This is a genomic window from Ruegeria lacuscaerulensis (genome assembly GCF_013033355.1).
GTDB classification, from domain to species: domain Bacteria; phylum Pseudomonadota; class Alphaproteobacteria; order Rhodobacterales; family Rhodobacteraceae; genus Ruegeria; species Ruegeria lacuscaerulensis_A.
Genome location: NZ_WQDY01000001.1, coordinates 104,870 through 127,131, shown reverse-complemented (window position 1 = coordinate 127,131; position 22,262 = coordinate 104,870). Strand labels below are relative to the sequence as shown.

The window sequence follows — 22,262 nt, the reverse complement described above, 5'->3', positions numbered from 1 at the left end:
CAGTGCAGTGCTTTCCGCTCCAATGGGCACGGGGATTTTTCCTTGTTGCCGTTTTTGGCTTTTTGGCCGGGTGTCAGCTTCCCAAATCTGGCCCGAGCAAGAATGAAATTTTGGCTGGCTCAGTTCAGAATGGTGGCAATGCGTTCATAGTCGAAGTGGATGATCGTATCACAGAGGTCACGTCCGCTGTTCCCCAATTCGGGTTTTCGCAGTCTTTCCTCAGCGCGCCAAACCTGGCCGCCGATACAGTGCGCCCCGGTGACTCCCTGAGCCTGTCGGTCTGGGAGAACGTCGATGACGGGCTGCTTTCTTCAGATATCGGCGGCGCGACGACGCTGGATCAAATTCAAGTGGACAGTGAAGGGTTTATCTTTGTTCCTTATGCCGGTCGCGTCAGGGCCTCTGGGAATACCCCAGAACAGCTGCGCCAACTGATCACAAGCAAACTGCAAGACCAAACACCAGATCCACAGGTCGAGGTCCGGCGGACAGCCGGAAACGGTTCAACCGTTACGCTGAACGGCGAGATTGGCTCGCCAGGTATATACCCTATCGAAAGCCCGACCCGCACTCTGGCTGGCATGCTGTCCCAAGCCGGAGGCGTTTCAGTCGGGTCTGACATCGCGCTTGTTACCGTTATTCGGGGCAATCAACGGGGAACGGTCTGGTACAATGACCTGTTCACCAATCCTAAGCTGGATATCGCACTGCGCGCCGGTGACCGCATATTGGTCGAAGCCGACAGTCGGTCTTATGTTGCCCTAGGGGCTACCGGCCAGTCGCGTGTTGCGTTCGACAGTCAAGATTTGACTGCACTCGAAGCTTTGGCCCAAGTCGGAGGGCTACAGTCCCTGTCCTCGGACCCTACCGGCATCTTCGTGCTGCGAAACGAACGACAGGACATTGCCCGTTCGGTCATGGGACGCTCGGACTTACAGGGCGAACAGCGGGTGATTTACCTGCTTAACCTTACTGCACCAAACGGCCTGTTCGTGGCCCGTGATTTCGTCATCCGCGACGACGACACGATTTACGTTACCGAAGCGCCCTATGCGCAGTGGAGCAAGTCGATATCGCTGATCGCGGGCGGGCTTACACCGCTGGCCAACGTTACGACCCTGACAGGCGGGTGATGTCGGCTGCGGCGATGGTCGAGGAACAGCGTACCCGCCTGCGTGTCTACAATGGCGGTTTCCTGACCAACCGCCGTATTCGTCGCATTCTTAAGCTTGCGGGCTACGACATTCGGCTGGGTCTACCCAAAGACGGAGATACCGTTGCCATATGGGGCAACAGTCCAACCGCCCACCGCGGCTTGAATATCGCAGAAAAACACAAATCCCCTGTCTTGCGTGTCGAAGATGCTTTTCTGCGATCTTTGCATCCTGGTCGGGATGGCGAACCGCCGCTAGGCCTATTGCTGGACCGGTCCGGTCTACACTTCGACCCTACGCGCCCATCCGATCTTGAGACTTTGCTGGCGACGCACCCTTTGGATGATACGGCCCTGCTGAACCGGGCGCGCGGTGCGATTGCGCGGATGAAGGAACTGCATCTCAGCAAGTACTCGGGGTTTGAAGTCACTAAGTCTCTGCCGGCGCCGGGGTATGTGTTGGTTGTCGATCAGGCCCAAGACGATGCATCGGTTACTGCCAGCAAAGGCGACGCGGCCCGGTTCCGCGAAATGTTGGTCATGGCGCAAGAAGAGCACCCAGGCGCGCGCGTATTGATCAAAACCCACCCCGAAACCATTAGCGGTCATCGCAGTGGGTATTTCTCTGACCTGGACCAATCAGGTCGTGTCGCCTTGTTTGAAGAACCGATCAGCCCGTGGGACTTGCTTGAAGGTGCAGTGGGCGTCTACACCCTGTCTTCGCAATTCGGGTTCGAGGCCATTTTGGCAGGCCACAAGCCCCGCGTCTTTGGTCAACCCTTCTATGCGGGCTGGGGCCTAACGCAGGACGAAGAATACCTGCCCCGCCGTCAGCGCAGCCTGACACCAGCCCAGCTTTTTGCGGCCGCCATGATCCTTTATCCTACTTGGTATGACCCCTATCGGGATCAACTTTGCGAATTGGAAATGGTTCTGGATACGTTAGAGGCGCAGACACGCGCATGGCGTCAGGATCACGCGGGCTGGACGGCCTCGGGGATGCGCTTGTGGAAACGTGGTCATCTTCAAAGGATGTTTGGGCGTGAGACCAAAATTCGCTTTACCAAAAGCGCTCCTGCGTCTTCCGAAAAACCACATATGGTTTGGGCCAGCCGAGCCGAAGGGCAAGAGAGTGTTGTTAGGATCGAGGATGGTTTCCTGCGGTCCCGTGGTTTGGGCGCTGCCTTGGTTCCGCCCGTCTCGCTGGTCGCCGATGATCTGGGCATATATTACGACCCGACGCGAGCTAGTCGGCTTGAACAGCTGATCGCCCAACGGGAAACTCTGCGCCCGGATCAGGAACTGCGCGCAGACAGGCTGGTTGAGAAAATCACCTCGGGGCAGATCAGCAAATACAATATCGGCGGCCAAGTACCGGACTTGCCCAAGGGGCATCGCATTCTTGTACCCGGACAAGTAGAGGACGACGCCTCGATCCTGTTAGGGACCGGAACGATCCGTACCAACCTTGAACTGTTACAGATGGTACGGGACAAGAACCCGGACGCTGTTTTGATCTATAAGCCCCACCCAGATGTCGAGGCCGGTCTACGAGACGGTGCGATAGATGCCGACGGCCTCGCTGATGTCATCATACGTGATACGGATCCGGCCCAGCTATTGCCTCAGGTCAATGAAGTCTGGACAATGACTTCTTTGCTTGGGTTCGAGGCGCTAATCCGCAACCTGCCTGTGACCACTGTCGGTGCCCCCTTCTATGCGGGTTGGGGGTTGACGCAGGACCTCGGCACCGTCCCGGCCCGGCGTGGCGCACATCCCACAGTGTTGGGTTTGGTCCATGCCGCGTTGATCGACTACCCGCGGTATCTGGACCCGATCACAGGCAACCCCTGCCCAGTCGAGGTCGCGCTGCAGCGCCTGACCGACCGTGAAGGAATGAAAGGTCCGCCGATGTTACGATTGCTATCTAAACTGCAGGGCGCCTTTGCGACACATGCTCATCTATGGCGACGCTAGCGCAGTGACCGCCGCCAGCGATGCATGACGTCGGGGCCAACAGCGCGCGTTTCCATCAATTCAAACCGAGGGGCTGCTTCCAGCGTCTCCAGTCCCAATGCTCCGATCCCCGGTAAACCTTCTGCACCGATGGTCAGACCCGCGCTAAATCCGACCAGTTCGTCAACCAGATCCTGCGCCAACAAAGATGCCGCCAACGCCGAGCCGCCTTCGCAGAAAACACGTGTCAGCCCCGCCTGCCCCAGTTGTTGCAACATATCCGCAGCATCAATCTGGTGATCTTGCAATGCGCAAGGGATCAATGTGGCCCCTAGCCCCTCCCATGCCCGGGCCCGCTCGGCATCGGGGGCATGGCCGTGGCACAGCCAAACAGGAACTTGCTTGGCGGATCGGGCCAGTTGGCTCATCAATGGGATATCAAGATGGCGCGAAACAACGATACGGACAGGTTGCTGCGCCACACCAAGATCACGGACGGTCAGTGAAGGGTCATCGGCCCGCGCAGTACCTGCGCCAACCATAACCGCGTCGTGACGCGCGCGCATCGCATGGACTTCTCGCCGCGCCTGCGGACCGGTGATCCACTGGCTGTGACCACTGGCCGTCGCGATCCGGCCATCGAAACTGCTCGCCAATTTAAGGGTTATGAACGGGCGCCCCTGCTCCATCCGCAAGAAAAAACCTGCGTGGTCACGTTCGGCCTGCGCGGCCAAAACACCTGTCGTGACTTCGATTCCGGCTTCGCGCAATTTGGCGAAGCCCTGCCCTGCAACACGCGGATCACTGTCCTCGACCGGTGAAACCACGCGCGCAATCCCCGCTGCGATCAGCGCATCCGTGCAAGGAGGGGTTTTCCCATGATGTGCGCAAGGCTCCAGCGAGACATAGGCCGTCGCGCCTTTGGCCGTTTCACCAGCCTGTGCCAACGCAACGGTTTCCGCATGCGGTCGTCCGCCGGGTTGGGTCCAACCTCGCCCAACAATCCGACCATCGCGCAAGATAACACAACCCACCGAGGGGTTTGGCCAACACGTGCCTTGACCGCGTTGCCCCAAAGACAGGGCCAACGCCATGTATCGTTTATCTGTGTCGTTCACTCGTCAGACGAAGGCTGCGGCGGGCGCAGTTCGTGGACAAACTCCTCGAAATCATCGGCCGCCTGGAAATTCTTGTACACGCTTGCAAAGCGCACATAAGCAACCGTGTCAATGCGCGCCAACGCTTCCATGACGATCTCGCCAATTTTGTTCGACGGGATATCGGTCTCACCCATGCTTTCCAGGCGGCGCACAATCCCCGAGATCATCTGATCAATACGTTCGGGGTCGATTGGACGTTTCTGCATTGAGATACGGATAGACCGTTCCAGTTTGTCGCGGTCAAAGTCTTCCCGTTTGCCATTGGTTTTGATCACAACCAGATCGCGCAGTTGCACCCGTTCATAGGTTGTGAAACGTCCGCCACACGCAGGACAGAACCGGCGCCTGCGGATCGCGACGTGATCCTCTGCGGGGCGTGAATCTTTCACCTGAGTGTCAATATTTCCGCAAAACGGGCAGCGCATCCGCCGTCTCCTCGTCCCTAATTCCGCCTCTAATTGTAAGCGCTGTGGCTTACTTATCCACAACTATAGGGCAGCCGCTAGGATTTGGGTAGTCGGAATTTTTCACCGCAAGATAAAGGGGTCACGCGAAATGCGCAGCGACCTTTCGGTGGTGGGGCGCTGAACGATGTTCAAACAAATAGATCCCTTGCCATGTGCCCAGAGCCGGACGGCCACTTGCCACTGGGATCGTCAATGATACCGGCAGCAAGGCAGCCTTTATGTGTGCTGGCATGTCATCTGGCCCTTCATAAGTGTGCCGTAAATAGGACATCGATGGATGATCCGAGGGCGGAACCAGCCTCTCAAAGAAAGCACTCAGGTCAGTTTGCACCTCGGGATCCGCGTTCTCTTGTATCACCAGAGAACAGGACGTATGGCGCACAAACAACGTCAGCAGCCCGTCGCGTTTGACCGAGTTTAGCCAGTTACCTACGTCCGGGGTGAATTCATATAACCCCGGTCCGCGTGTCGAAATAATAAACTCGGTCTGCAACAGGTGCTCATTCTCGCTTAGTCGTCAAAGATTTGCCGACGATAGCACAGTGCGTTCGCACTCTGAACCGATCTGCTTTGACCAGCAACAAAGCCGACGTTGATTGACTTGACGTTCAAATCAACACCAGGCGGAGGACTGACGGAAAACTGCACAGCAGTCCGGCGTCCAGTTGCTTCGCTGGGTCCATAACCGCGCACTACATAGATCGGCTGTTTCCAACCCGCGCCCAAAGTCCTGCGGGCATAATCGGCAGCGGCACACCAATACCCATCAACATCGTTGCGCCCACGCGGGATCACTTCGTAGACGTTGGCATTGACCGAAACCGTCTGAAACCCAAATCGCGCAAAGCCAGCGGCCGAAAGCGGTGTAGTCAGAACAACTGCGGCAAGCGCAGCGTAAGTCATAACCTGTTTCATAATCATACTCTTTCCTGTTACGAGGTAAGACTGGAAATAGTATAACCCGCCCAACGGCAAAGCGGGTTCACGATCAATTCAGCCCACGTCCTGTTTTGCGTGATCAGCCGTTAGCCATCCGTGATATCGGATCAGCAACCCCAAAACAGGCATCCGAGCGGACACATCAAACCGAAAGCGCCCTTCGTCATCCTGCCACTCAAACGTATTAGACCTGGGTACTATGAGCTTTGGGCACGGGATTCCCCACAAGCGTAACCGGTGAAGATGAATGGACAACTGCCCATCGAAAAGCACGGGTTTCAGCCACAAGGTCAATGGGCCCATCCGCTCGAGTACGTAGCCTGACCTATAGCCGATCCTCGACCTGGTCGTCTGGCCGTTGAAATTCCTGACCCATATCCATGCCCTGTCCCGTTTTGTTACGGATAAAGAGACAGGAACATTGCGGCCACCAGTGGGGAACCTTCCAAGCCACAAAGCCATACGCACTAACAGGCCGCGGCCACGCTCAATATCGCAGAAACCCGAATAGGTTCCCTGACGGCCGTGCAGGTGCCGCAAGGCGTCGGGCAAAACTGACTGCGCCGGCAACGCCTGCCAAAACGGATCAGGTTGCATCTAGTACCCTTTGGGAAGAAAGCGCGACATTAGATCTTTGTCCGGAACCAAGCAGGTATCAGCCCGACCAAACACGGCATATCTGTTGCGCGCCAAAACGTGATATATCGGGTCTTTAACCACCCCAGGCAGATATTTGCACAGGGACACGACGGGCCACATCCCTGGCAGAGCCTGCATGGCTGCAGCAAATGCATCCAACCGTTGATAAACTTGACCGTTCAACACGACGAGGTTCGTTTCAAAATCCTGTGTCGGTAATTTAAGATCTGAATAGAGATTTCGCCCCAACTCGGACTGCGCAGTTACAAACTTGAACCTTTGCGCCCTATCCCGTTTCAGCATGAAACGAAAAAAGCCGGTGCACAGCACGCATTCGCCATCAAACACAATAAAATCTTGGATCTTGACCAATTCGTCCAATGCAATGTCGTGCATCTTAGAATCGCCTTTGCCGTAATTTCCACCAAAGTGACACCGCAAACACGACGCCACAATGCGACACAGGCAACAGCAGGAATGGGCGTGCCGGGGAGCCACAGTATGCCTGCTCGAATTATCGTCTGGGCTCTGGCCCCATCCCCAAAAAGGCGCTGACCCGGCAACGTGACAGAAATACGGGTTTGCCGCCCAAAGCGCTTGTGACTTTTTGCCAACGTTTTACGGATTTATGTCACGGCGGATGCGTCCCACACCTCTCAGCAAGGGTGCAAACAAACAGATATCGCGATAAGATACAGCATGGACGTCGATATCTCACGTATTCAGCTTTTGACGCGCATGCTTGATCACAAGACACAGAATCCTGCTGTCACAGATCGAGTATTGGAAAAATGTAACATACAGCGCGATGACATCACGGTTTCTGCGGGCACTTGTAGCGCCCACACAGAAGCCCTCTTTGCCAGATATGCCTGCGATATTCTTGAGGACCCGACTTTTGCCGCAGCGGCCGGGCTAGAATACCGATCTTCCTCAAGCCTTACCGCATACATCAGCAAATACTCGCGAGATTTGAAACAAGTTCTAGAAAATACCTCGCGTTTTCACGGGATCATTGATCCGGCTCTGATGTTCAGTTTGCGCGTCGCAGGGAATTTCGCGTCGATCGAGGCTGAATGGAAAGATGCCAGCTTTGCTCGATACCACAGACGCACAGAGTTTTTAGTATTTGCAGGTCTGGCACGGATGCGAAACCTGACTCAGATTGATTTCTTCCCAATGGAAATACGTTTTCAACATGAAACAGGAGGCAATCGGACCGCGTACCAAAAGCTTGCGGGTTTTCCAGTCATCTTTGGGGCGGAACGAATTGAAATCGTGCTGGCACTATCATCGCTTGATCTACCTGTCCCAACTTATGACCCCAAGCTGCGCGCGCATTTGTTGGAATACGGAGACCGAGTCATCGCAGAACACCGACAGCCCAAGCAAAAACTACGTGCTCGGGTTGAAGGCTTGATCACCCGCTCTCTGCCCGGAGCGATCATTCAGGCGGATGACGCTGCCGCCAACCTTGGCCTCAGCGCGCGCACCTTTGCACGTCGTCTTAAAGACGAAGGAACCAGTTATCGCGAGATTGTCGATGACCTTCGTTGTGATCTGGCGCAAACATTTATCACCAACGGCATGCCCTTGTCAGAGATCGCATTTTCACTTGGATACGCTGATCAACCAGCGTTCTCGACAGCATTCAAACGCTGGACAGGTCAGGCACCCAGCACATTCCGCAGCAGATTGGATTTTACTTCCGGGGCCTGAGACCGGGGGTCATCGGCACCGTCGCCTCTCCCCGGCCCGTCCCATGAGTGGACAAAACGGAAATAGGCGACCAAGCCAGATGACACTTGTGACTTTCTGCCAATTTGAATTTTGGACTGGCCACTTTCACCACCCGCGCAAAAAATAAGCGCCTCAGATGAGGCGCCTATTTGTCTATTGATCCAAGAATGACCGCAACTTGCGCGACCGGCTTGGGTGTTTCAGCTTCCTTAGCGCCTTCGCCTCAATCTGGCGAATACGTTCGCGGGTCACGCTGAACTGCTGGCCAACCTCCTCCAACGTGTGGTCGGTGTTCATGCCGATGCCAAACCGCATCCGCAGAACCCGTTCCTCGCGCGGGGTGAGCGAGGCCAGAACCCGTGTGGTCGTTTCCTTGAGGTTTTCTTGAATGGCGCTGTCCAGCGGCAGCACGGCATTCTTGTCCTCGATGAAATCGCCCAGCTGGCTGTCTTCCTCGTCGCCAATTGGCGTTTCCAAAGAGATCGGTTCTTTGGCGATTTTCATCACCTTGCGAACCTTCTCCAGCGGCATTTGCAGCTTTTCGGCCAGTTCTTCCGGTGTCGGCTCGCGGCCGATTTCGTGCAGCATCTGGCGGCCGGTCCGCACCAGCTTGTTGATCGTTTCGATCATATGGACCGGAATACGGATCGTGCGCGCCTGATCCGCGATGCTTCGCGTGATCGCCTGACGAATCCACCATGTCGCATAGGTCGAGAATTTGTAGCCGCGGCGGTATTCAAATTTGTCCACCGCTTTCATCAGGCCGATGTTGCCTTCCTGAATAAGATCAAGGAATTGCAGGCCACGGTTCGTGTATTTTTTGGCGATCGAGATCACCAGACGCAGGTTGGCTTCGACCATTTCCTTCTTGGCCTGCCGCGCCTCTTTCTCGCCCTTCTGAACCTGCTGCACGATGCGGCGGAATTCGGGGATGTCCAAGCCGACATACTGACCGACCTGAGCCATATCATTGCGCAGTTCCTCGACCTTTGCGGTCGAGCGTTCGATGAACATCTGCCAGCCCCGGCCCGGCTTTTCAGCCATATCCGACAACCAGTTCGGGTCCAGCTCGCGCCCGCGATAGGCGTCAATGAATTCCCGACGGTTGATGCGTGCCTGATCCGCCAGCTTCACCATTGAGCTGTCCAGCGACATCACGCGGCGGTTGATACCGTAAAGCTGGTCGATCAGCGCTTCGATCCGGTTGTTATGCAGGTGCAGTCCATTCACCAGTTCAACAATCTCGGCGCGCAGCTTCTGATAGGTTGCTTCATCCTGCTCGCTGAAGGTGCCGTCTTCGTTCAGTGTGGCCGAAATCCGGCTGTCCTGCATTTCCGACAGCATCGAGAAGTCGGTCGAGATGCGTTCCAGGGTGGTAAGAACCTGATCCTTCAGCGCGGCTTCCATCGCGGCGAGAGACATATTGGCCTGATCATCGTCGTCATCATCGTCGTCGTTGTTCAACGGGTTGCCGTCAGCATCCAGCTCGGGGCCTTTGTCTTCTTTCTCAGGCTTGGCGGCCTGCACGTTGGAGGTATCGACTACCGGTTCCTCGACATCGCCGTCTTCGTCCATCTGGTTTCCAAAGGTGGCCTCCAGATCAATGACGTCGCGCAGCAGAATGTCTTCGGACAGCAATTCGTCATGCCAGATGGTGATCGCCTGGAACGTCAGCGGGCTTTCGCACAGCCCGGCAATCATGGTGTTCCGACCAGCCTCGATCCGCTTGGCGATGGCAATCTCGCCCTCGCGGCTCAGCAGTTCGACGCTGCCCATCTCGCGCAGGTACATGCGCACAGGGTCGTCGGTGCGATCCAGCTTTTCGGTCCCCGCACCGGCCAGCGCAACCTCGCGGTTGCTTTCTGTCGTGGTCAGTTCGGTCGAGCCTTTGTTTTCTTCTTCTTCGGCTTCTTCATCTTCGATGATGTTGATGCCCATCTCGGACAGCATCGACATCACGTCTTCGATCTGTTCCGAGCTGACCTGATCCGGCGGCAGAACCTGATTAAGCTGGTCGTAGGTGATGTACCCTTTCTCGCGGGCCTCAGCGATCATCTTCTTGACCTGGGCCTGGCTCATGTCCAGCGAGATTTCCTGTTCCTGCTCGTCGGATTTGCGATCTTCGGTCGTGTCTTTGGCGGCCATTCAATGCTCCTGCAGGGATGGGTGATTCGATTGAACCGAATCATTAGCGCGTAGAAGTGATTCGGCTACCCGTTTACCCGTTTTTCTTTTCCAGTGCCTTACGAAAACACCAGTTTACCGGCGTTTCCGCTCAAAATTGATCCCAGACATGATTGCCTCAAACGCGTCTTTCTCGTCACGATTGATTCGCGCGCCATTGTCGGCCACGTCGAAAATCGCCCTGTCTTCATTCTGGCTACGGCTTGTGCGGTTGCGCTCTTCGGCCGCCTGAGCCAGCCGATATGTCAACGCCTCATCTGCCAGATCCGACAGCTCCTCCTCCGCTTCGGCAATCTCTGCGTCCAACCCCCTGAGAGCTTTGATCTTTGCGAGTTCCTCGGCCAGTGTCATTTCGGCCTTTTCGACATCGCCCGGTTTATGCACGCAAGGGATCACTGCGACATGGCGAAGGGCCAGCAGGTTTTCAAGGGCCTCAGCCCCCAAAGTTTCGGCTATGTGGTCTTTCAGGTTCTCGGGGTCGTCAATCGCATGACGCAAAATGGCGTGGCGCAGGGCGGCGTGGTCAGGGTCACGGCACTCCATCTCTTCCAACTGAATTTCGAACTGCACAACCACTTGCGGGTTCAACGCCGCAATTGCCAAAATCGCTGCCTCGCGCAGTTGGACTTCCGCACCTTCGGACGACGCCAAGAATGACGCGCGCGCGCCCGGTGTCGCCGTCGGCTTAGGTTGCCATTTACCGCGCGGCTGCCACGATCGGTTCTGAGGCTGACGCTGCGGGCGGAACAGTTGCCAGCGCAGATCCTTAATCTCTTGCCCATAATGCAAGCGGATCGAAGGGTCACGGATCAGCTTGATCTTGTCGCGCAGCGCCTTGTCCAGCGCCGCTTTGCGCTCGGGACTGTCGAAGACTTTGCCTTCGGTCACGCGCTGCCACAGCAGTTTGACCATGGGGATCGCGCCTTCCAACACCGTTTGAACGGCCCCCGGCCCCTCGGCACGTAACAGGTCATCGGGGTCTTTGCCCTCGGGCATCAACGCAAACCGTAAGGATTTCCCGGCCTCAAGCAGTGGCAAGGCCAAGTCAACCGCGCGCATCGCGGCGCGCAAGCCCGCCGTGTCGCCGTCCAACGCGATGATCGGCTCATTGGAAATCCGCCAAAGCAGTTGCAACTGGTGCTCGGTAATCGCGGTACCCAGCGGCGCCACCGAAGCGCCAAAACCGGCCTCGGCCAGCGCGATCACATCCATATAGCCTTCGGCCACGATCAGCGGCTGCCCCTTCCCTGCCGCTTGCCGCGCGGGGCCGTGGTTATAGAGGCTGCGGCCCTTATCGAATAACTCGGTCTCGGGTGAGTTCAGGTATTTCGCATTGTCATTCGGGTCCATCGCCCGCCCGCCAAACGCAATACAGCGCCCGCGCGGCTCGCGGATCGGGAACATGATCCGGTTGCGGAACGTGTCATAGGGCTTTTTGCCCTTGTTCGACGGCTTGGCCAGACCCGCCCCGAGGATCAGATCTTCCGCCACATTCTTACCAGTTAAATGATCCCACAGGGCCTGCCACCCATCGGGGGCAAATCCGATCTCCCACCGGTCCAGCGCCTGCGCGTCCAATCCTCGACGGGTCAGGTAATCGCGTGCGGCACTCCCTGCCCCAGTTTTGAGCTGCAGGCGGAAGAACTGCACTGCCTGCTCCATCACCTCGGCCAGTTGCGCGCGGCGGTCCTGCTTTTCCTGCGCCTTGGGATCGCGCTGTGGCATCGGCATCCCTGCTTCGCGCGCCAGAATCTCGACCGCTTCGATAAACGAGACATTCTCGGTCTCTTTCACGAAACTGATCGCGTCGCCTTTGGCGTGGCAGCCGAAGCAATAGTAGAACCCCTTTTGGTCATCCACATGGAACGAGGCGGTCTTTTCATGGTGAAATGGGCACGGTGCCCACATGTCACCCTTGCCCTGATTGGACTTTCGCGGGTCCCACATGACCTTGCGGCCGACGACCTGAGACAGGCTGAGGCGCGTGCGCAATTCGTCAAGAAATCCGGGGGGCAAAGACATGGGGACAAACCTGCCAGAAATGAAAACGCAGGCCAAGGGGATGGCCTGCGCTTATCCACAGCGAAATGCAATGGATGTGGATTACTGCTGCAGACACAGCTCCAGCCAAGCAGCGCCGAGGTCTTTTTTTCTCACATCGCGCATCTTTTGCTCATAGACCCACGGAGTGATCAGGGGAATCGCCGCGTTGTAGTTCTCGGGCCATGTCGGCCCTGACTCTGCCACTGCCTGTGCCACGTCCCGTTCCTTTACCCGGTCCAGCCGTGCCTGCTGGACGGCAGCCACGACGTCTGACTGGAATTTGCAGCTCTGTTCCTTGGTTTCTTGAGCGGCCAGAGGAGTAGCCAGAACAATGGCCGCTATGGCGATACGCAACATGAGGGTCTCCGGGATTCGTTTCTGTCGCAGCAGCTTATCCGCCGCAAAGCCAACCGGCCATTGCCGTTTTGAACCTCGCGCCTTCGTGTTGCGCAGGGGCGACCAATTTCCGCCCCTGCATTTTCCTCAAAGTCCTTTGGCCCGATAGCTTTTCGAGACCCGGTCGATCGCCACGATATAAGCGGCTGTGCGCAGGTCTTCGACATCATCGCGGCTATGCCAAACCTCACGCATGGACTGATACGCAATCCGCATCGTGTCATCGAGGCCCGAGCGCACCAGCTCAAGCTCATCCGCACCTTTCAAGTACTTGGCCTTGAAATCCGGTGACATAGACCACGCATCGCCCAGATACCGATCCAGACGCTCCAACTCGCTGACGATCAGCTCATGCCGGGCTTCTTCCTGACGGCGCTGCATCCGGCCAAAGCGGATATGGCTCAGGTTTTTGACCCACTCGAAATACGACACCGTCACACCGCCGGCATTGGCATACATGTCAGGAATGATCACCGTGCCCTTTTTGCGCAATATTTCATCCGCACCCGCCGTCACAGGACCGTTCGCAGCCTCGATGATCAGCGGGGCCTTGATGCGTTCGGCATTTGACAGATTGATCACGCCTTCCAGCGCCGCCGGGATGAGAATATCGCAGTCCTCTTCCAACACCACCGCCCCCTCGGCAGAATGGGTCGCGTCCGGGTAATCCTTAACGCCACCATGTTTGACGATCCACTGCCGAACGGATTCAACGTCGATCCCTTCCGGATTATACAGCGCGCCATCCCATTCGATGATGCCGGTGACAATCGCGCCATCCTCTTCGCTGAGGAATTTTGCGGCATGATAGCCCACATTGCCCAAGCCCTGGACGATCACGCGTTTGCCGTCCAACTTTCCAGTAAGCCCGGCTTTCTGAATGTCCTCAGGATGGCGAAAGAACTCTCGTAACGCGTACTGTACACCGCGCCCAGTGGCCTCGACCCGCCCGGCGATACCACCCGCATTCAACGGCTTGCCGGTCACACAGGCCCGCGCATTGATGTCCGTCGTGTTCATCCGGGCATATTGGTCGGCCATCCACGCCATCTCACGCTCGCCGGTCCCCATGTCGGGGGCTGGAACGTTCTGGGACGGGTTGATCAGATCCCGCTTGGCCAGTTCGTACGCAAACCGGCGCGTGATCTGCTCCAGCTCATGATCCTCATACTGTCGCGGGTCGATACACAGCCCGCCTTTCGAGCCGCCAAAAGGAGTTTCAACCAGCGCACATTTGTAGGTCATCAGCGCTGCCAGCGCCTCAACTTCATCCTGATTGACGGCCAAAGCGTAGCGGATGCCACCTTTAACGGGCTCCATGTGTTCGGAATGAACAGACCGGTAGCCGGTGAACGTATGAATATCACCGCGCAGGCGAACACCGAACCGCACCGTGTAAGTGGCGTTGCAAACCCTGATCTTCTCTTCCAGCCCCGGAGGCAGATCCATCAGGGACGCCGCCCTGTTGAACATCAGGTCAACACTTTCGCGAAAGCTGGGTTCTTTTGTGGCCGTCATCTATACCTCCGTGCCAACGAACGACTTGCGTTCTGTCGTTTTGTCGCACCCATTGGATAAACGATCAATATTTAAGCAAAAATAAATTTCGAAAAACTGAGTCGCTGAATGCGATCACGCGCGCGTGCATTGTCGACAAGAAGACAACAGAACCCGAGCGCCGATCATATTATTCCAGGTTTGACAAGAAATGGGCCTGATCCAAGGCGGTTTCGCCCAATTCCCGCCACGTTTGAGCGTTAATTTCTCAACGTTAACTTTTCCTTAGCAGTAGTGGATGACTGTTCAGTGAGGACGGCAATATGATTAACCGCGGTTTCAAAAGCGGCATTACTAAACGCTTTAAAAAACTACCAACGCCCGAGGCCTTCCAGCGCGAAGAAGACGGGTCGTTCACCATTTTCGTACTGCTTGGCGTGCTGGTGATTTTTGCGACCACAGGTATTGGGGTCGACGTCATGAATTTTGAACGCGACCGTGCGACGTTGCAGTCGACCTTGGACCGCGCTGTTCTTGCCGCTGCCGACCTTGACCAAACGCTCCCGCCGCGACAGGTGGTCGAGTCATACTTGGACAAAGCCGGCCTCAGTGACAAACTGAAATCGGTCAACGTGCAGGAAGGATTTGGGTCCCGGACCGTGTCTGCAACTGCAGAAACGATCGTGAACACCAATTTCATGCGCTTTTCGGGTCACAAGACCTTGACTGCACAAGCGGCAAGTACAGCGGAGGAATCGATTGGATCAGTCGAAATCTCGCTCGTACTCGACATGTCCGGATCGATGAATCGCGCGTCTGCGGAAGCGGGAAGAACGAAAATCGAGGTCTTGCGCTCTGCCGCCAAAGAGTTCGTGACCCTGATGCTGGACAAGCCCGGCGAAAGCCAAATTTCGATGTCCATCATTCCTTACGCAACCCAGGTCAGCGCGGGTGACGACATACTGAAGCACTTCAGCAATGTATCGTCCGAGCATGATTTTTCTCACTGTATCAACTTTACTTCGGCCCAGTTTGGTAGTTCGGCATTGGATCCCACGATTTCCTATGACCGAACCGCTCCGTTCGACCCCTTCCAATACACCAACAACGCAGAGCAATTCCCCCGCTTCCCTGTTTGTCCTGTCCGCGCAGGCAGTGACATTACCGCCGTGACCGACGATATCGATGTTCTGCACAACCGCATCGATGCGCTTACGGCCAACGGCAACACTTCGATCGACGTGGGCATGAAATGGGGTGTCGGCATGCTGGATCCCAAATTCCAGAACGTTGTCGGAGAACTGGCCAGAGAGAACATCGTTCCGGATAAGTTTAAAGATCGACCCGAAGCCTATGACTCAGAGGTGCTAAAGGTCGCTATCGTCATGACCGACGGACAGAACACCACTCAATACATGCTGAAAGACCAGTACCGCTCAGGCTTTTCGGACATTTGGTTCAACCCGGAATACGCCCGCGACGATGGGTCCACAGGGGAATATAGCGTTCGGTTCCGGCGCAACCCGGACCGCTACGTGTGGATGCAACAAAGCATCGAAAACGGCGCGCAGTTCGGCGGAGGATTCATTACTGCCGACTATCCTTATGGCAACCCTCCGAACGAGAACTCTTTTAACAATGAGCCGGGAACAGCGACGCGCATGACGTTCCCTCAGCTGTTCAATCAGGCCTCGTTGTACTGGAACGCGACCAACAACTACTTCTGGCAGAGCAATCACGTGTTCAACTGGTTCCAGAACCCTCGAATAAGTGTCGGACCAACAACCAAGAATTCACGGACAACCAGCATTTGCGGCGCTGCAAAGAATAATGGTGTGATCATCTATGGAATTGCGTTCGAAGCACCCAATGCGGGCCTGACGACCATCAAGAACTGTGCAAGTTCGGACAGCCACGTCTACGAAGTGGACGAGTTCGATGACCCCGAAGGCATCTCGTTGCAAGACGCATTTGCGTCAATCGCATCGTCGATCAAGAAGCTGAGGCTGACCCAATGATCCAAAATCTTCGAACATATCTAGGAAAACTCAAGGCATCTGAGGACGGCAACGTCGTTGTGGAATTTGTCCTCATTTTCCCGGTTTTCATGTTCTTTATCCTCAGCGCAATGGAATACGCGGTGGTTACGGTCCAGCAATCTATGCTGGAACGCGCGGTGGACATAACAGTTCGCGAGATTCGACTGGGAACCGGAACAAACCCGGACCACGATACAATCAAGGACTCGATCTGTGAGAATACGCTGCTAGTTCGTAACTGCTCGCGAAATTTGCGACTGGAAATGATCCAACAGAGCGCGTTTGCCGGTGTCAATCTGCCCGAAACCGTAGACTGCACCGACAACACTGAGGAAGTACGCCCTGTTCGGACCTTCCAAAACGGTCTGTCGAATGAGCTTATGATTCTGCGCGCGTGCGCCAGGGTTGATCCTCTGTTTCCGACTTCGGCCATGGGGCGGGCGCTGGTAGATGACACCGGACAAATCGCACTAACGGCGACCACAGCCTTCGTTCAGGAGCCTTCGTAAGACTATGACTATTATCCATAGACTCAGAAATCTCTTTCGCTCGGTCAAACGGGATGAAAGCGGTATACTAACTGTCGAAGCAATCCTGATTTTCCCAATGCTGGTTTGGACGATCACGGGCGCCTTTGCCTTTTTCGATGGGTTCCGGCAAAGCGCGGCTAACCTAAAGGCTGCTTACACGGTCGGCGACCTCATCTCGCGTGAAACCGGGACTGTGACCGACACCTACGTCGACTCCATGCATGAGCTTTTGGATCGAATGGTCAACAGCCGAAACGATATTCAACTGCGTATTTCGCTGATTGTCTACGATGCCGAAGATGATCGGCACTACGTGAGATGGTCAGCCATCCGCGGCTATTGTGAGGCCTGGACTAACGACAACATCGGTAACATGCGGGATAACCTGCCCCCGATGCCCGATCAGGACACGCTGATCATTGTCGAGACCTCCAATAGGTATCAGCCCATTTTCGGCTCGAACTGGGTGGTCGGATCGTGGGTTTCTGAAGATCACACTTTCCGTAATTTCGTGTTTACTCGCCCACGATTTACGAATGAGATTGCTCAGAACCTTGGTCCTCAGTCCTGCTCGCAAGCTTAACCGACAGCATTTCCGACATAAACTTGGTCTCAGCGGCGGCTGTCATGCCGCCGATGCCCACCCGATGACCGAGGCGCCACCATAGCCCCGGGGCCCAGGCATTTGCATCCTTGGTCCGCGTGCGGATCAAGAAACCGTTTGACGGTTTGAACGCAAACACTCCGCGATCTACGGCTTCGATATCCTGAACCCGGGCGATCACACGCCCTGCCCCGGTTCGAACCACTGTATCGGTCAATTCGATGCTGTCGCTCGTGGCATACCACATTCGATGCGCCAGCCAGAATGCTGCAGCGCCAACGACCAGCAAAAACACAAGCCACGCAGGCTCGGGCGGCGTTGCCATGGCCACATACAGAACCATCGCTCCTACAACCGTCAACATTCCGACACCCAGCCACCGCCGTGGTGTCGAAGCCTTGACCCGAGCCAGTACTTCTTCCTGCATCTTCTCTCCCCGTTCGATGTGGTCAGGGTTTAGCGCCTTTCCCCGCTGAAAGACAGAGGGGCGCGACCTACAATTTTTTGCACATAGGCGGTGCCTTTCCGCAAATTGACGCATGTCATCCAACGGCTAAGTATGGCCCAAGCAAGCAGGAGGCCCTCATGTCCCTTAGACCCACTTTGGAAACCCGGAATGCTGTCCCGACAATGGAAGGCGCAGGGGTCAAGCTGCATCGTGCATTCGGATTTCAGGATCCGTCCGAGCTGGACCCGTTCCTGCTGTTTGACGATTTCCGAAACGAACGCCCGCAAGACTATATGGCGGGGTTCCCTTGGCACCCTCATCGAGGCATCGAGACGATAACTTATGTGCTGTCCGGCACGGTCGAACATGCAGATTCGCTAGGCAATACTGGCACGTTGGGTGCCGGAGACGTTCAATGGATGACGGCCGGGTCCGGCATCTTGCATCAAGAGATGCCAAAAGGAAACGCGACCGGTCAAATGCACGGGTTCCAGCTTTGGGGTAACCTGCCGTCCAGTCAAAAGATGACAGCACCGCGATATCAGGATGTTCAAGGCAGGGACATTCCGGAAATAACCGATGACGACGGCACAACTGTCCGAGTCATCGTCGGCGAGTTCTGGGGCAAGACCGGCCCAGTCGACGGCATCGCTGCAGATCCGCAATATCTGGATATCTCGATCCCGGCCGGCGTGAAAAAGACATTCCGCATTGACACGTATCGCCGTGCCTTTGCCTATGTTTTTCAGGGCCAGGCCGCCTTCGCAGACGCCTCGCAACCGACGGGGGTACTGCTAGAGAAAGAGGTTGCAGGGCAAGAGGTCAACATTCGTGACATGTCGGGGGATCGAACTCTCGTTCGGTTCGGAACGGGCGATGAGGTCACGGTTCAGGCCGGTCCCGGTGGCGTCAGGTTCCTGTTGATCTCGGGCGCGCCGATTGATGAACCCGTCGCGTGGCACGGCCCTATTGTGATGAACACCCGCGCTGAACTGGAACAGGCGTTTCGAGAATTGCGGAACGGCACCTTTATCCGCCCAACGCACTGATCAAGCTGTCACCGATCTCAGAACCATGTCCCAGTAGATTTGCTCGACGGCGTCCAGCGACAAACGCCCCCCTGCGCGATACCAAGTTATCACGCCATTCAACATGGCGATAACCGCAAGTGTGGCGATTTTGGTATCGGCAACAGTAAACAGCCCTTGCTGTTGTCCGGCTTTCAAAATGGCCTCTAAGGAGTCTTCATATTTGCGCCGCACCGCTTCAATTTCCGTGAAGTTTTCGGGGCTTAGGTTGCGCAGTTCCATATAGGCGATAAAGACTTCGTCCGGGCGCTCCATGTGAAATCGAATGTGAAAGCTCACGAACTGCCGCAAGGCTTCGACTGGCGAGTCCGCGGGTGTCAATTTCGCGTATGTAGAAAGCAGCTCCTGCATGTGGTCGTTCATCAGGCGATACAGCAAGCTCTGCTTATCCGGCGTGTAGTTGTAAAGCGCGCCAGCCTGCACCCCGACCTCGGCCGCGATCTGGCGCATGGAAACCGCCGCGTAGCCGTGGCGCGCAAACAACGACAGGGCCGCCTTGCGAATACGGGGGCCAGTGATATCGGAGTGTGAACCTTGTGTCCGCGCCATATTGCAAATGTATCTGAGCGTCCGTTCAGATAGAACCCCGCTTGAATGCGCTATTCAAAAGGTGCATCACATGCAGAACCGCCATCGAAAGGGTTCGGCATGAAACCCCTGCCATTGCTGATTGTTTTGAGTTTTTGCGCCAGCTGTGTCGACTTTCCTGAACTTGAAGGCAGCGAGCCTGAAAGCCTGAAAACCACACGGTATCCAAAACTGATCCCTCTGAAAGAGAATCTTGGCCCCCCGATCGACCCAGTGAGCGAGGCCGCTGAGGTCGAAGAAGACCTGTCTGCCCGACGAGAAGCGCTGCAGAAAAAGGCGGACAAGCTACAAAGCGAAGAAATTAACTGACCGTCTGCATTTCCCGGTTCAGGCCGGCCTGCAACGCATTGCGCCCATGCGCCGAACCCGGTAAGGCACCCGGGAATGGGCAAGGCCCAAAAGGCGATAAATTCGAGCGAAAGGAACCCACGGGATGACACAGGCGCTGCGGCTTGGAATTGCGGGCTTGGGAACGGTCGGCGTGGGTGTCGTCAAGATCGTTCGGCAACATGCGGATTTGCTGCAAGCGCGCACTGGTCGCCCAATCGAAATCATCGCCGTGTCAGCGCGCGACGCGTCCAAGGATCGCGGCGTGAACCTGTCGGGCTATGCCTGGGAAACCGACCCTGTAGCCTTGGCACAACGGGACGATATCGACGTCTATGTCGAGCTGATGGGCGGTGAGAACGGCCCCGCCAAAGCCTCGGTCGAGGCGGCGCTGGCCAGTGGCAAGGATGTTGTCACCGCAAACAAGGCCCTGCTGGCGATCCACGGGCAAGAGCTGGCCGAAAAGGCCGAGGCCGCCGGGCGCGTGATCCGGTTCGAGGCCGCCGTAGCAGGCGGTATCCCGGTGATCAAATCCCTGACCGAAGGTCTTGCCGGCAATGAAATCACCCGCGTTATGGGCGTGATGAACGGCACCTGCAACTATATCCTGACCCGGATGCAATCGCAGGAGCTGGGCTATAACGCCCTATTCGAAGAATGCGCTGAATTGGGGTATCTCGAAGCCGATCCTAATCTGGATGTCGGCGGTATTGACGCGGCGCATAAACTGGCGCTGCTGTCGTCGATTGCCTTCGGCACCAAACCCAACTTCGACGGAATCGAGATTGAGGGCATTCAGCAAATCAGTCTCGATGACATCCATCAGGCCGACGACATGGGCTATCGCATCAAGCTGCTTGGCGTCGCACAGAAAACCGCGCGTGGGCTGGTCCAGCGGATGCAGCCCTGCCTTGTGCCCAGTGGCTCGGCCTTGGGACAATTAGAAGGCGGGACCAACATGGTGGTGATCGAGGGCGACGCAGTTGATCAAGTCGTTCTGCGCGGCCCCGGCGCGGGCGAAGGCCCCACGGCTAGTGCCGTGATGGGCGATGTCTGCGATCTGGCGCGCGGGTTGCAAATCCCGACCTTTGGCCGGCCCGCGACCTCGTTGCAGGATGCGGCACCGGCGATCACCGGCCTGCCTGCCCCTTATTACCTGCGTCTTGCGCTGTTCGATAAACCCGGCGCGCTGGCGAAAGTGGCTGCCATTCTGGGCGATGCTGGTGTGTCGATCGACCGGATGCGCCAATATGGCCACTCGGACAGCACAGCTCCGGTCCTGATCGTCACGCACAAGACAACACGGGCCACTTTGGACGTGGCATTGGATGGGTTCCGCGACACCGATGTGGTCTCGGGCGAACCGGTCGCGCTGCGCATAGAAGAGGTTTGACCCTTGCGGCCTGCCTAGGCCGCAGGCTATGCCCAAGAAAACGCCTATACTGACCTGAGGATAGTGAAAATGAGTGCTGCCAAGATTGATTTCAACGACCGACTGCTGTCGCTGGGCCTGGCGCGGGTTGCGGAACAGGCTGCTCTGGCCTCTGCCTCGCTGGTTGGACGCGGTGACGAGAAGGCGGCCGATCAGGCGGCGGTCAATGCGATGCGCGAACAGTTGAACCTGTTGGATATCGCAGGCGTCGTGGTCATCGGTGAAGGTGAGCGGGACGAAGCGCCGATGCTTTATATCGGCGAAGAGGTCGGTACAGGTAATGGCCCCGGCGTGGACATTGCGCTGGACCCGCTGGAAGGCACCACCTTGACCGCCAAGGACATGCCCAACGCCCTGACCGTGATCGCCATGGGTCCGCGCGGCTCGATGCTGCATGCGCCAGACGTTTACATGGACAAGTTGGCCGTTGGTCCGGGCTATCCCGAAGGCGTCGTCAATCTGGACATGAGCCCGCGCGAACGGGTCGAGGCTCTGGCCAAAGCCAAGGGCTGCGCACCTGCCGACATTACCGTCTGCATTCTGGAACGCCCCCGGCATGAGGCGATGATCGCCGAAGTACGCGAGACCGGCGCCTCGATCCGCCTGATTACCGATGGGGATGTGGCCGGTGTGATGCATTGCGCCGAAAGTGAAGAGACCGGCATCGACATGTATATGGGCCAAGGCGGCGCACCTGAAGGTGTGCTGGCTGCAGCGGCCTTGAAATGTATGGGTGGTCAGATCTTTGGCCGCCTGCTGTTCCGCAACGATGACGAACGCGGCCGCGCGGCCAAGGCGGGCATCACCGATCTGGACCGTATCTACGAACGCGATGAGATGGTGACAGCCGACGTGATCTTCGCCGCAACCGGCGTGACCGGTGGGTCGCTGTTGCCGCGCATCAAGCGCGAGCCGGGTTGGCTGGAAACCACCACCCTGCTGATGCGGTCTAAGACCGGATCGGTTCGGCGCATGTCCTACCGCACCCCGCTGTGGTCTCACGACAACTAGCGGCTTGCGCCGCGGCCTCCG

General features: G+C 56.8%; 22 protein-coding genes. 10 read left to right on the top strand and 12 right to left on the bottom strand.

Going from position 1 to position 22,262, the window contains the following annotated elements; translation table 11 throughout:
• Positions 1-2 precede the first annotated feature (2 nt).
• Both GOW48_RS00590 and GOW48_RS00585 read left to right on the top strand, forming a co-directional pair.
• Entirely contained in the window at positions 3-1,133 is a 1,131-nt protein-coding gene (locus tag GOW48_RS00590; RefSeq protein WP_170352744.1) for a polysaccharide biosynthesis/export family protein, read from the top strand.
• Positions 1,133-3,130, top strand: a complete 1,998-nt coding sequence (locus GOW48_RS00585; protein ID WP_170751363.1) for a capsular polysaccharide biosynthesis protein — start codon at positions 1,133-1,135, stop codon at positions 3,128-3,130. Before GOW48_RS00590 ends, GOW48_RS00585 begins: the two co-directional genes overlap by 1 nt.
• On the opposite strand, the gene ribD is transcribed toward GOW48_RS00585, so the two are convergent.
• The 6 genes from ribD to GOW48_RS00555 all read right to left on the bottom strand — a co-directional run bounded on the left by ribD (position 3,127) and on the right by GOW48_RS00555 (position 6,710).
• A complete protein-coding gene (ribD, locus tag GOW48_RS00580) occupies positions 3,127-4,227 on the bottom strand; it encodes a bifunctional diaminohydroxyphosphoribosylaminopyrimidine deaminase/5-amino-6-(5-phosphoribosylamino)uracil reductase RibD (RefSeq protein WP_331251777.1) in 1,101 nt (366 codons plus the stop codon). The genes GOW48_RS00585 and ribD overlap by 4 nt on opposite strands.
• Positions 4,224-4,694, bottom strand: coding sequence for a transcriptional regulator NrdR (gene nrdR / locus GOW48_RS00575; protein WP_170352743.1), 471 nt, complete (start codon positions 4,692-4,694; stop codon positions 4,224-4,226). The genes ribD and nrdR overlap by 4 nt, the downstream gene beginning before the upstream one ends.
• Before the next feature lie 121 nt (positions 4,695-4,815).
• Positions 4,816-5,229: a secondary thiamine-phosphate synthase enzyme YjbQ gene (locus tag GOW48_RS00570; protein ID WP_170750550.1), complete on the bottom strand. Its 414-nt coding sequence runs from the start codon at positions 5,227-5,229 to the stop codon at positions 4,816-4,818.
• A gap of 17 nt (positions 5,230-5,246) precedes the next feature.
• Complete coding sequence (locus tag GOW48_RS00565) at positions 5,247-5,651, bottom strand: hypothetical protein (protein WP_170352741.1); 405 nt, start codon at positions 5,649-5,651, stop codon at positions 5,247-5,249.
• A 78-nt stretch (positions 5,652-5,729) separates the two neighbouring features.
• A complete protein-coding gene (locus GOW48_RS00560; protein WP_170750548.1) occupies positions 5,730-6,272 on the bottom strand; it encodes a DUF4166 domain-containing protein in 543 nt (180 codons plus the stop codon).
• On the bottom strand, positions 6,273-6,710 hold the full coding sequence (locus GOW48_RS00555) for a thiol-disulfide oxidoreductase DCC family protein (RefSeq protein ID WP_170750545.1): 438 nt from the start codon (positions 6,708-6,710) through the stop codon (positions 6,273-6,275).
• Between the two features lie 303 nt (positions 6,711-7,013).
• On the opposite strand from GOW48_RS00555, the gene GOW48_RS00550 reads away from it, so the two are divergent.
• On the top strand, positions 7,014-8,033 hold the full coding sequence (locus tag GOW48_RS00550; RefSeq protein WP_170352738.1) for an AraC family transcriptional regulator: 1,020 nt from the start codon (positions 7,014-7,016) through the stop codon (positions 8,031-8,033).
• Between the two features lie 174 nt (positions 8,034-8,207).
• On the opposite strand, the gene rpoD is transcribed toward GOW48_RS00550, so the two are convergent.
• The 4 genes from rpoD to GOW48_RS00530 all read right to left on the bottom strand — a co-directional run bounded on the left by rpoD (position 8,208) and on the right by GOW48_RS00530 (position 14,195).
• Positions 8,208-10,199 (bottom strand): RNA polymerase sigma factor RpoD, encoded by a 1,992-nt coding sequence (gene rpoD / locus GOW48_RS00545; protein ID WP_170750542.1) that lies wholly within the window; start codon positions 10,197-10,199, stop codon positions 8,208-8,210.
• A 114-nt stretch (positions 10,200-10,313) separates the two neighbouring features.
• Positions 10,314-12,260 carry a DNA primase gene (gene dnaG / locus GOW48_RS00540; protein ID WP_170750540.1) on the bottom strand — a complete coding sequence of 649 codons (1,947 nt, stop codon included), beginning with the start codon at positions 12,258-12,260 and terminating at the stop codon, positions 10,314-10,316.
• Positions 12,261-12,341: 81 nt separating this feature from the next.
• Positions 12,342-12,638 (bottom strand): hypothetical protein, encoded by a 297-nt coding sequence (locus GOW48_RS00535; protein ID WP_170352735.1) that lies wholly within the window; start codon positions 12,636-12,638, stop codon positions 12,342-12,344.
• A gap of 126 nt (positions 12,639-12,764) precedes the next feature.
• The gene (locus tag GOW48_RS00530; RefSeq protein ID WP_170352734.1) at positions 12,765-14,195 is read right to left on the bottom strand and encodes a Glu/Leu/Phe/Val family dehydrogenase; all 1,431 of its coding nucleotides are present in this window, start codon (positions 14,193-14,195) and stop codon (positions 12,765-12,767) included.
• A gap of 302 nt (positions 14,196-14,497) precedes the next feature.
• On the opposite strand from GOW48_RS00530, the gene GOW48_RS00525 reads away from it, so the two are divergent.
• The 3 genes from GOW48_RS00525 to GOW48_RS00515 are packed head-to-tail and all read left to right on the top strand — an operon-like array spanning position 14,498 to position 17,326.
• Entirely contained in the window at positions 14,498-16,192 is a 1,695-nt protein-coding gene (locus GOW48_RS00525; protein ID WP_170750538.1) for a TadE/TadG family type IV pilus assembly protein, read from the top strand.
• Positions 16,189-16,722, top strand: a complete 534-nt coding sequence (locus GOW48_RS00520; RefSeq protein ID WP_170352732.1) for a TadE/TadG family type IV pilus assembly protein — start codon at positions 16,189-16,191, stop codon at positions 16,720-16,722. The genes GOW48_RS00525 and GOW48_RS00520 overlap by 4 nt, the downstream gene beginning before the upstream one ends.
• Positions 16,723-16,726: 4 nt before the next feature.
• Entirely contained in the window at positions 16,727-17,326 is a 600-nt protein-coding gene (locus GOW48_RS00515) for a TadE/TadG family type IV pilus assembly protein (protein WP_170352731.1), read from the top strand.
• Here the strand turns inward: GOW48_RS00515 and GOW48_RS00510 are convergent.
• Entirely contained in the window at positions 17,274-17,774 is a 501-nt protein-coding gene (locus tag GOW48_RS00510; RefSeq protein WP_170750536.1) for a hypothetical protein, read from the bottom strand. The two genes, GOW48_RS00515 and GOW48_RS00510, sit on opposite strands and share 53 nt — an antisense overlap.
• 158 nt (positions 17,775-17,932) lie before the next feature.
• On the opposite strand from GOW48_RS00510, the gene GOW48_RS00505 reads away from it, so the two are divergent.
• The gene (locus tag GOW48_RS00505) at positions 17,933-18,844 is read left to right on the top strand and encodes a pirin family protein (RefSeq protein ID WP_170750534.1); all 912 of its coding nucleotides are present in this window, start codon (positions 17,933-17,935) and stop codon (positions 18,842-18,844) included.
• Here GOW48_RS00505 and GOW48_RS00500 read toward each other — a convergent pair whose 3' ends face one another.
• Positions 18,845-19,432, bottom strand: a complete 588-nt coding sequence (locus GOW48_RS00500) for a TetR/AcrR family transcriptional regulator (protein WP_170750532.1) — start codon at positions 19,430-19,432, stop codon at positions 18,845-18,847.
• 99 nt (positions 19,433-19,531) lie between these two features.
• Between GOW48_RS00500 and GOW48_RS00495 the strand changes: the two genes are divergently transcribed.
• From GOW48_RS00495 to glpX, 3 genes are all read left to right on the top strand, one after another.
• Positions 19,532-19,780, top strand: coding sequence for a hypothetical protein (locus GOW48_RS00495; protein WP_170751360.1), 249 nt, complete (start codon positions 19,532-19,534; stop codon positions 19,778-19,780).
• 124 nt (positions 19,781-19,904) lie between these two features.
• Positions 19,905-21,191: a homoserine dehydrogenase gene (locus GOW48_RS00490; protein ID WP_170352727.1), complete on the top strand. Its 1,287-nt coding sequence runs from the start codon at positions 19,905-19,907 to the stop codon at positions 21,189-21,191.
• Between the two features lie 69 nt (positions 21,192-21,260).
• On the top strand, positions 21,261-22,241 hold the full coding sequence (glpX, locus tag GOW48_RS00485; RefSeq protein ID WP_170352726.1) for a class II fructose-bisphosphatase: 981 nt from the start codon (positions 21,261-21,263) through the stop codon (positions 22,239-22,241).
• Positions 22,242-22,262: the final 21 nt, after the last annotated feature.

Coding starts and splice junctions, on each gene's coding strand:
- GOW48_RS00500 (WP_170750532.1), bottom strand. CDS start 19,432: ATGGCGCGGACACAAGGTTCACACTCCGATATCACTGGCCCCCGTATT.
- rpoD (WP_170750542.1), bottom strand. CDS start 10,199: ATGGCCGCCAAAGACACGACCGAAGATCGCAAATCCGACGAGCAGGAA.
- nrdR (WP_170352743.1), bottom strand. CDS start 4,694: ATGCGCTGCCCGTTTTGCGGAAATATTGACACTCAGGTGAAAGATTCA.
- GOW48_RS00495 (WP_170751360.1), top strand. CDS start 19,532: ATGAAACCCCTGCCATTGCTGATTGTTTTGAGTTTTTGCGCCAGCTGT.
- GOW48_RS00520 (WP_170352732.1), top strand. CDS start 16,189: ATGATCCAAAATCTTCGAACATATCTAGGAAAACTCAAGGCATCTGAG.
- GOW48_RS00585 (WP_170751363.1), top strand. CDS start 1,133: ATGTCGGCTGCGGCGATGGTCGAGGAACAGCGTACCCGCCTGCGTGTC.
- GOW48_RS00565 (WP_170352741.1), bottom strand. CDS start 5,651: ATGAAACAGGTTATGACTTACGCTGCGCTTGCCGCAGTTGTTCTGACT.
- GOW48_RS00490 (WP_170352727.1), top strand. CDS start 19,905: ATGACACAGGCGCTGCGGCTTGGAATTGCGGGCTTGGGAACGGTCGGC.
- GOW48_RS00530 (WP_170352734.1), bottom strand. CDS start 14,195: ATGACGGCCACAAAAGAACCCAGCTTTCGCGAAAGTGTTGACCTGATG.
- GOW48_RS00535 (WP_170352735.1), bottom strand. CDS start 12,638: ATGTTGCGTATCGCCATAGCGGCCATTGTTCTGGCTACTCCTCTGGCC.
- GOW48_RS00510 (WP_170750536.1), bottom strand. CDS start 17,774: ATGCAGGAAGAAGTACTGGCTCGGGTCAAGGCTTCGACACCACGGCGG.
- glpX (WP_170352726.1), top strand. CDS start 21,261: ATGAGTGCTGCCAAGATTGATTTCAACGACCGACTGCTGTCGCTGGGC.
- GOW48_RS00555 (WP_170750545.1), bottom strand. CDS start 6,710: ATGCACGACATTGCATTGGACGAATTGGTCAAGATCCAAGATTTTATT.
- GOW48_RS00515 (WP_170352731.1), top strand. CDS start 16,727: ATGACTATTATCCATAGACTCAGAAATCTCTTTCGCTCGGTCAAACGG.
- GOW48_RS00550 (WP_170352738.1), top strand. CDS start 7,014: ATGGACGTCGATATCTCACGTATTCAGCTTTTGACGCGCATGCTTGAT.
- GOW48_RS00525 (WP_170750538.1), top strand. CDS start 14,498: ATGATTAACCGCGGTTTCAAAAGCGGCATTACTAAACGCTTTAAAAAA.
- dnaG (WP_170750540.1), bottom strand. CDS start 12,260: ATGTCTTTGCCCCCCGGATTTCTTGACGAATTGCGCACGCGCCTCAGC.
- GOW48_RS00505 (WP_170750534.1), top strand. CDS start 17,933: ATGTCCCTTAGACCCACTTTGGAAACCCGGAATGCTGTCCCGACAATG.
- GOW48_RS00560 (WP_170750548.1), bottom strand. CDS start 6,272: ATGCAACCTGATCCGTTTTGGCAGGCGTTGCCGGCGCAGTCAGTTTTG.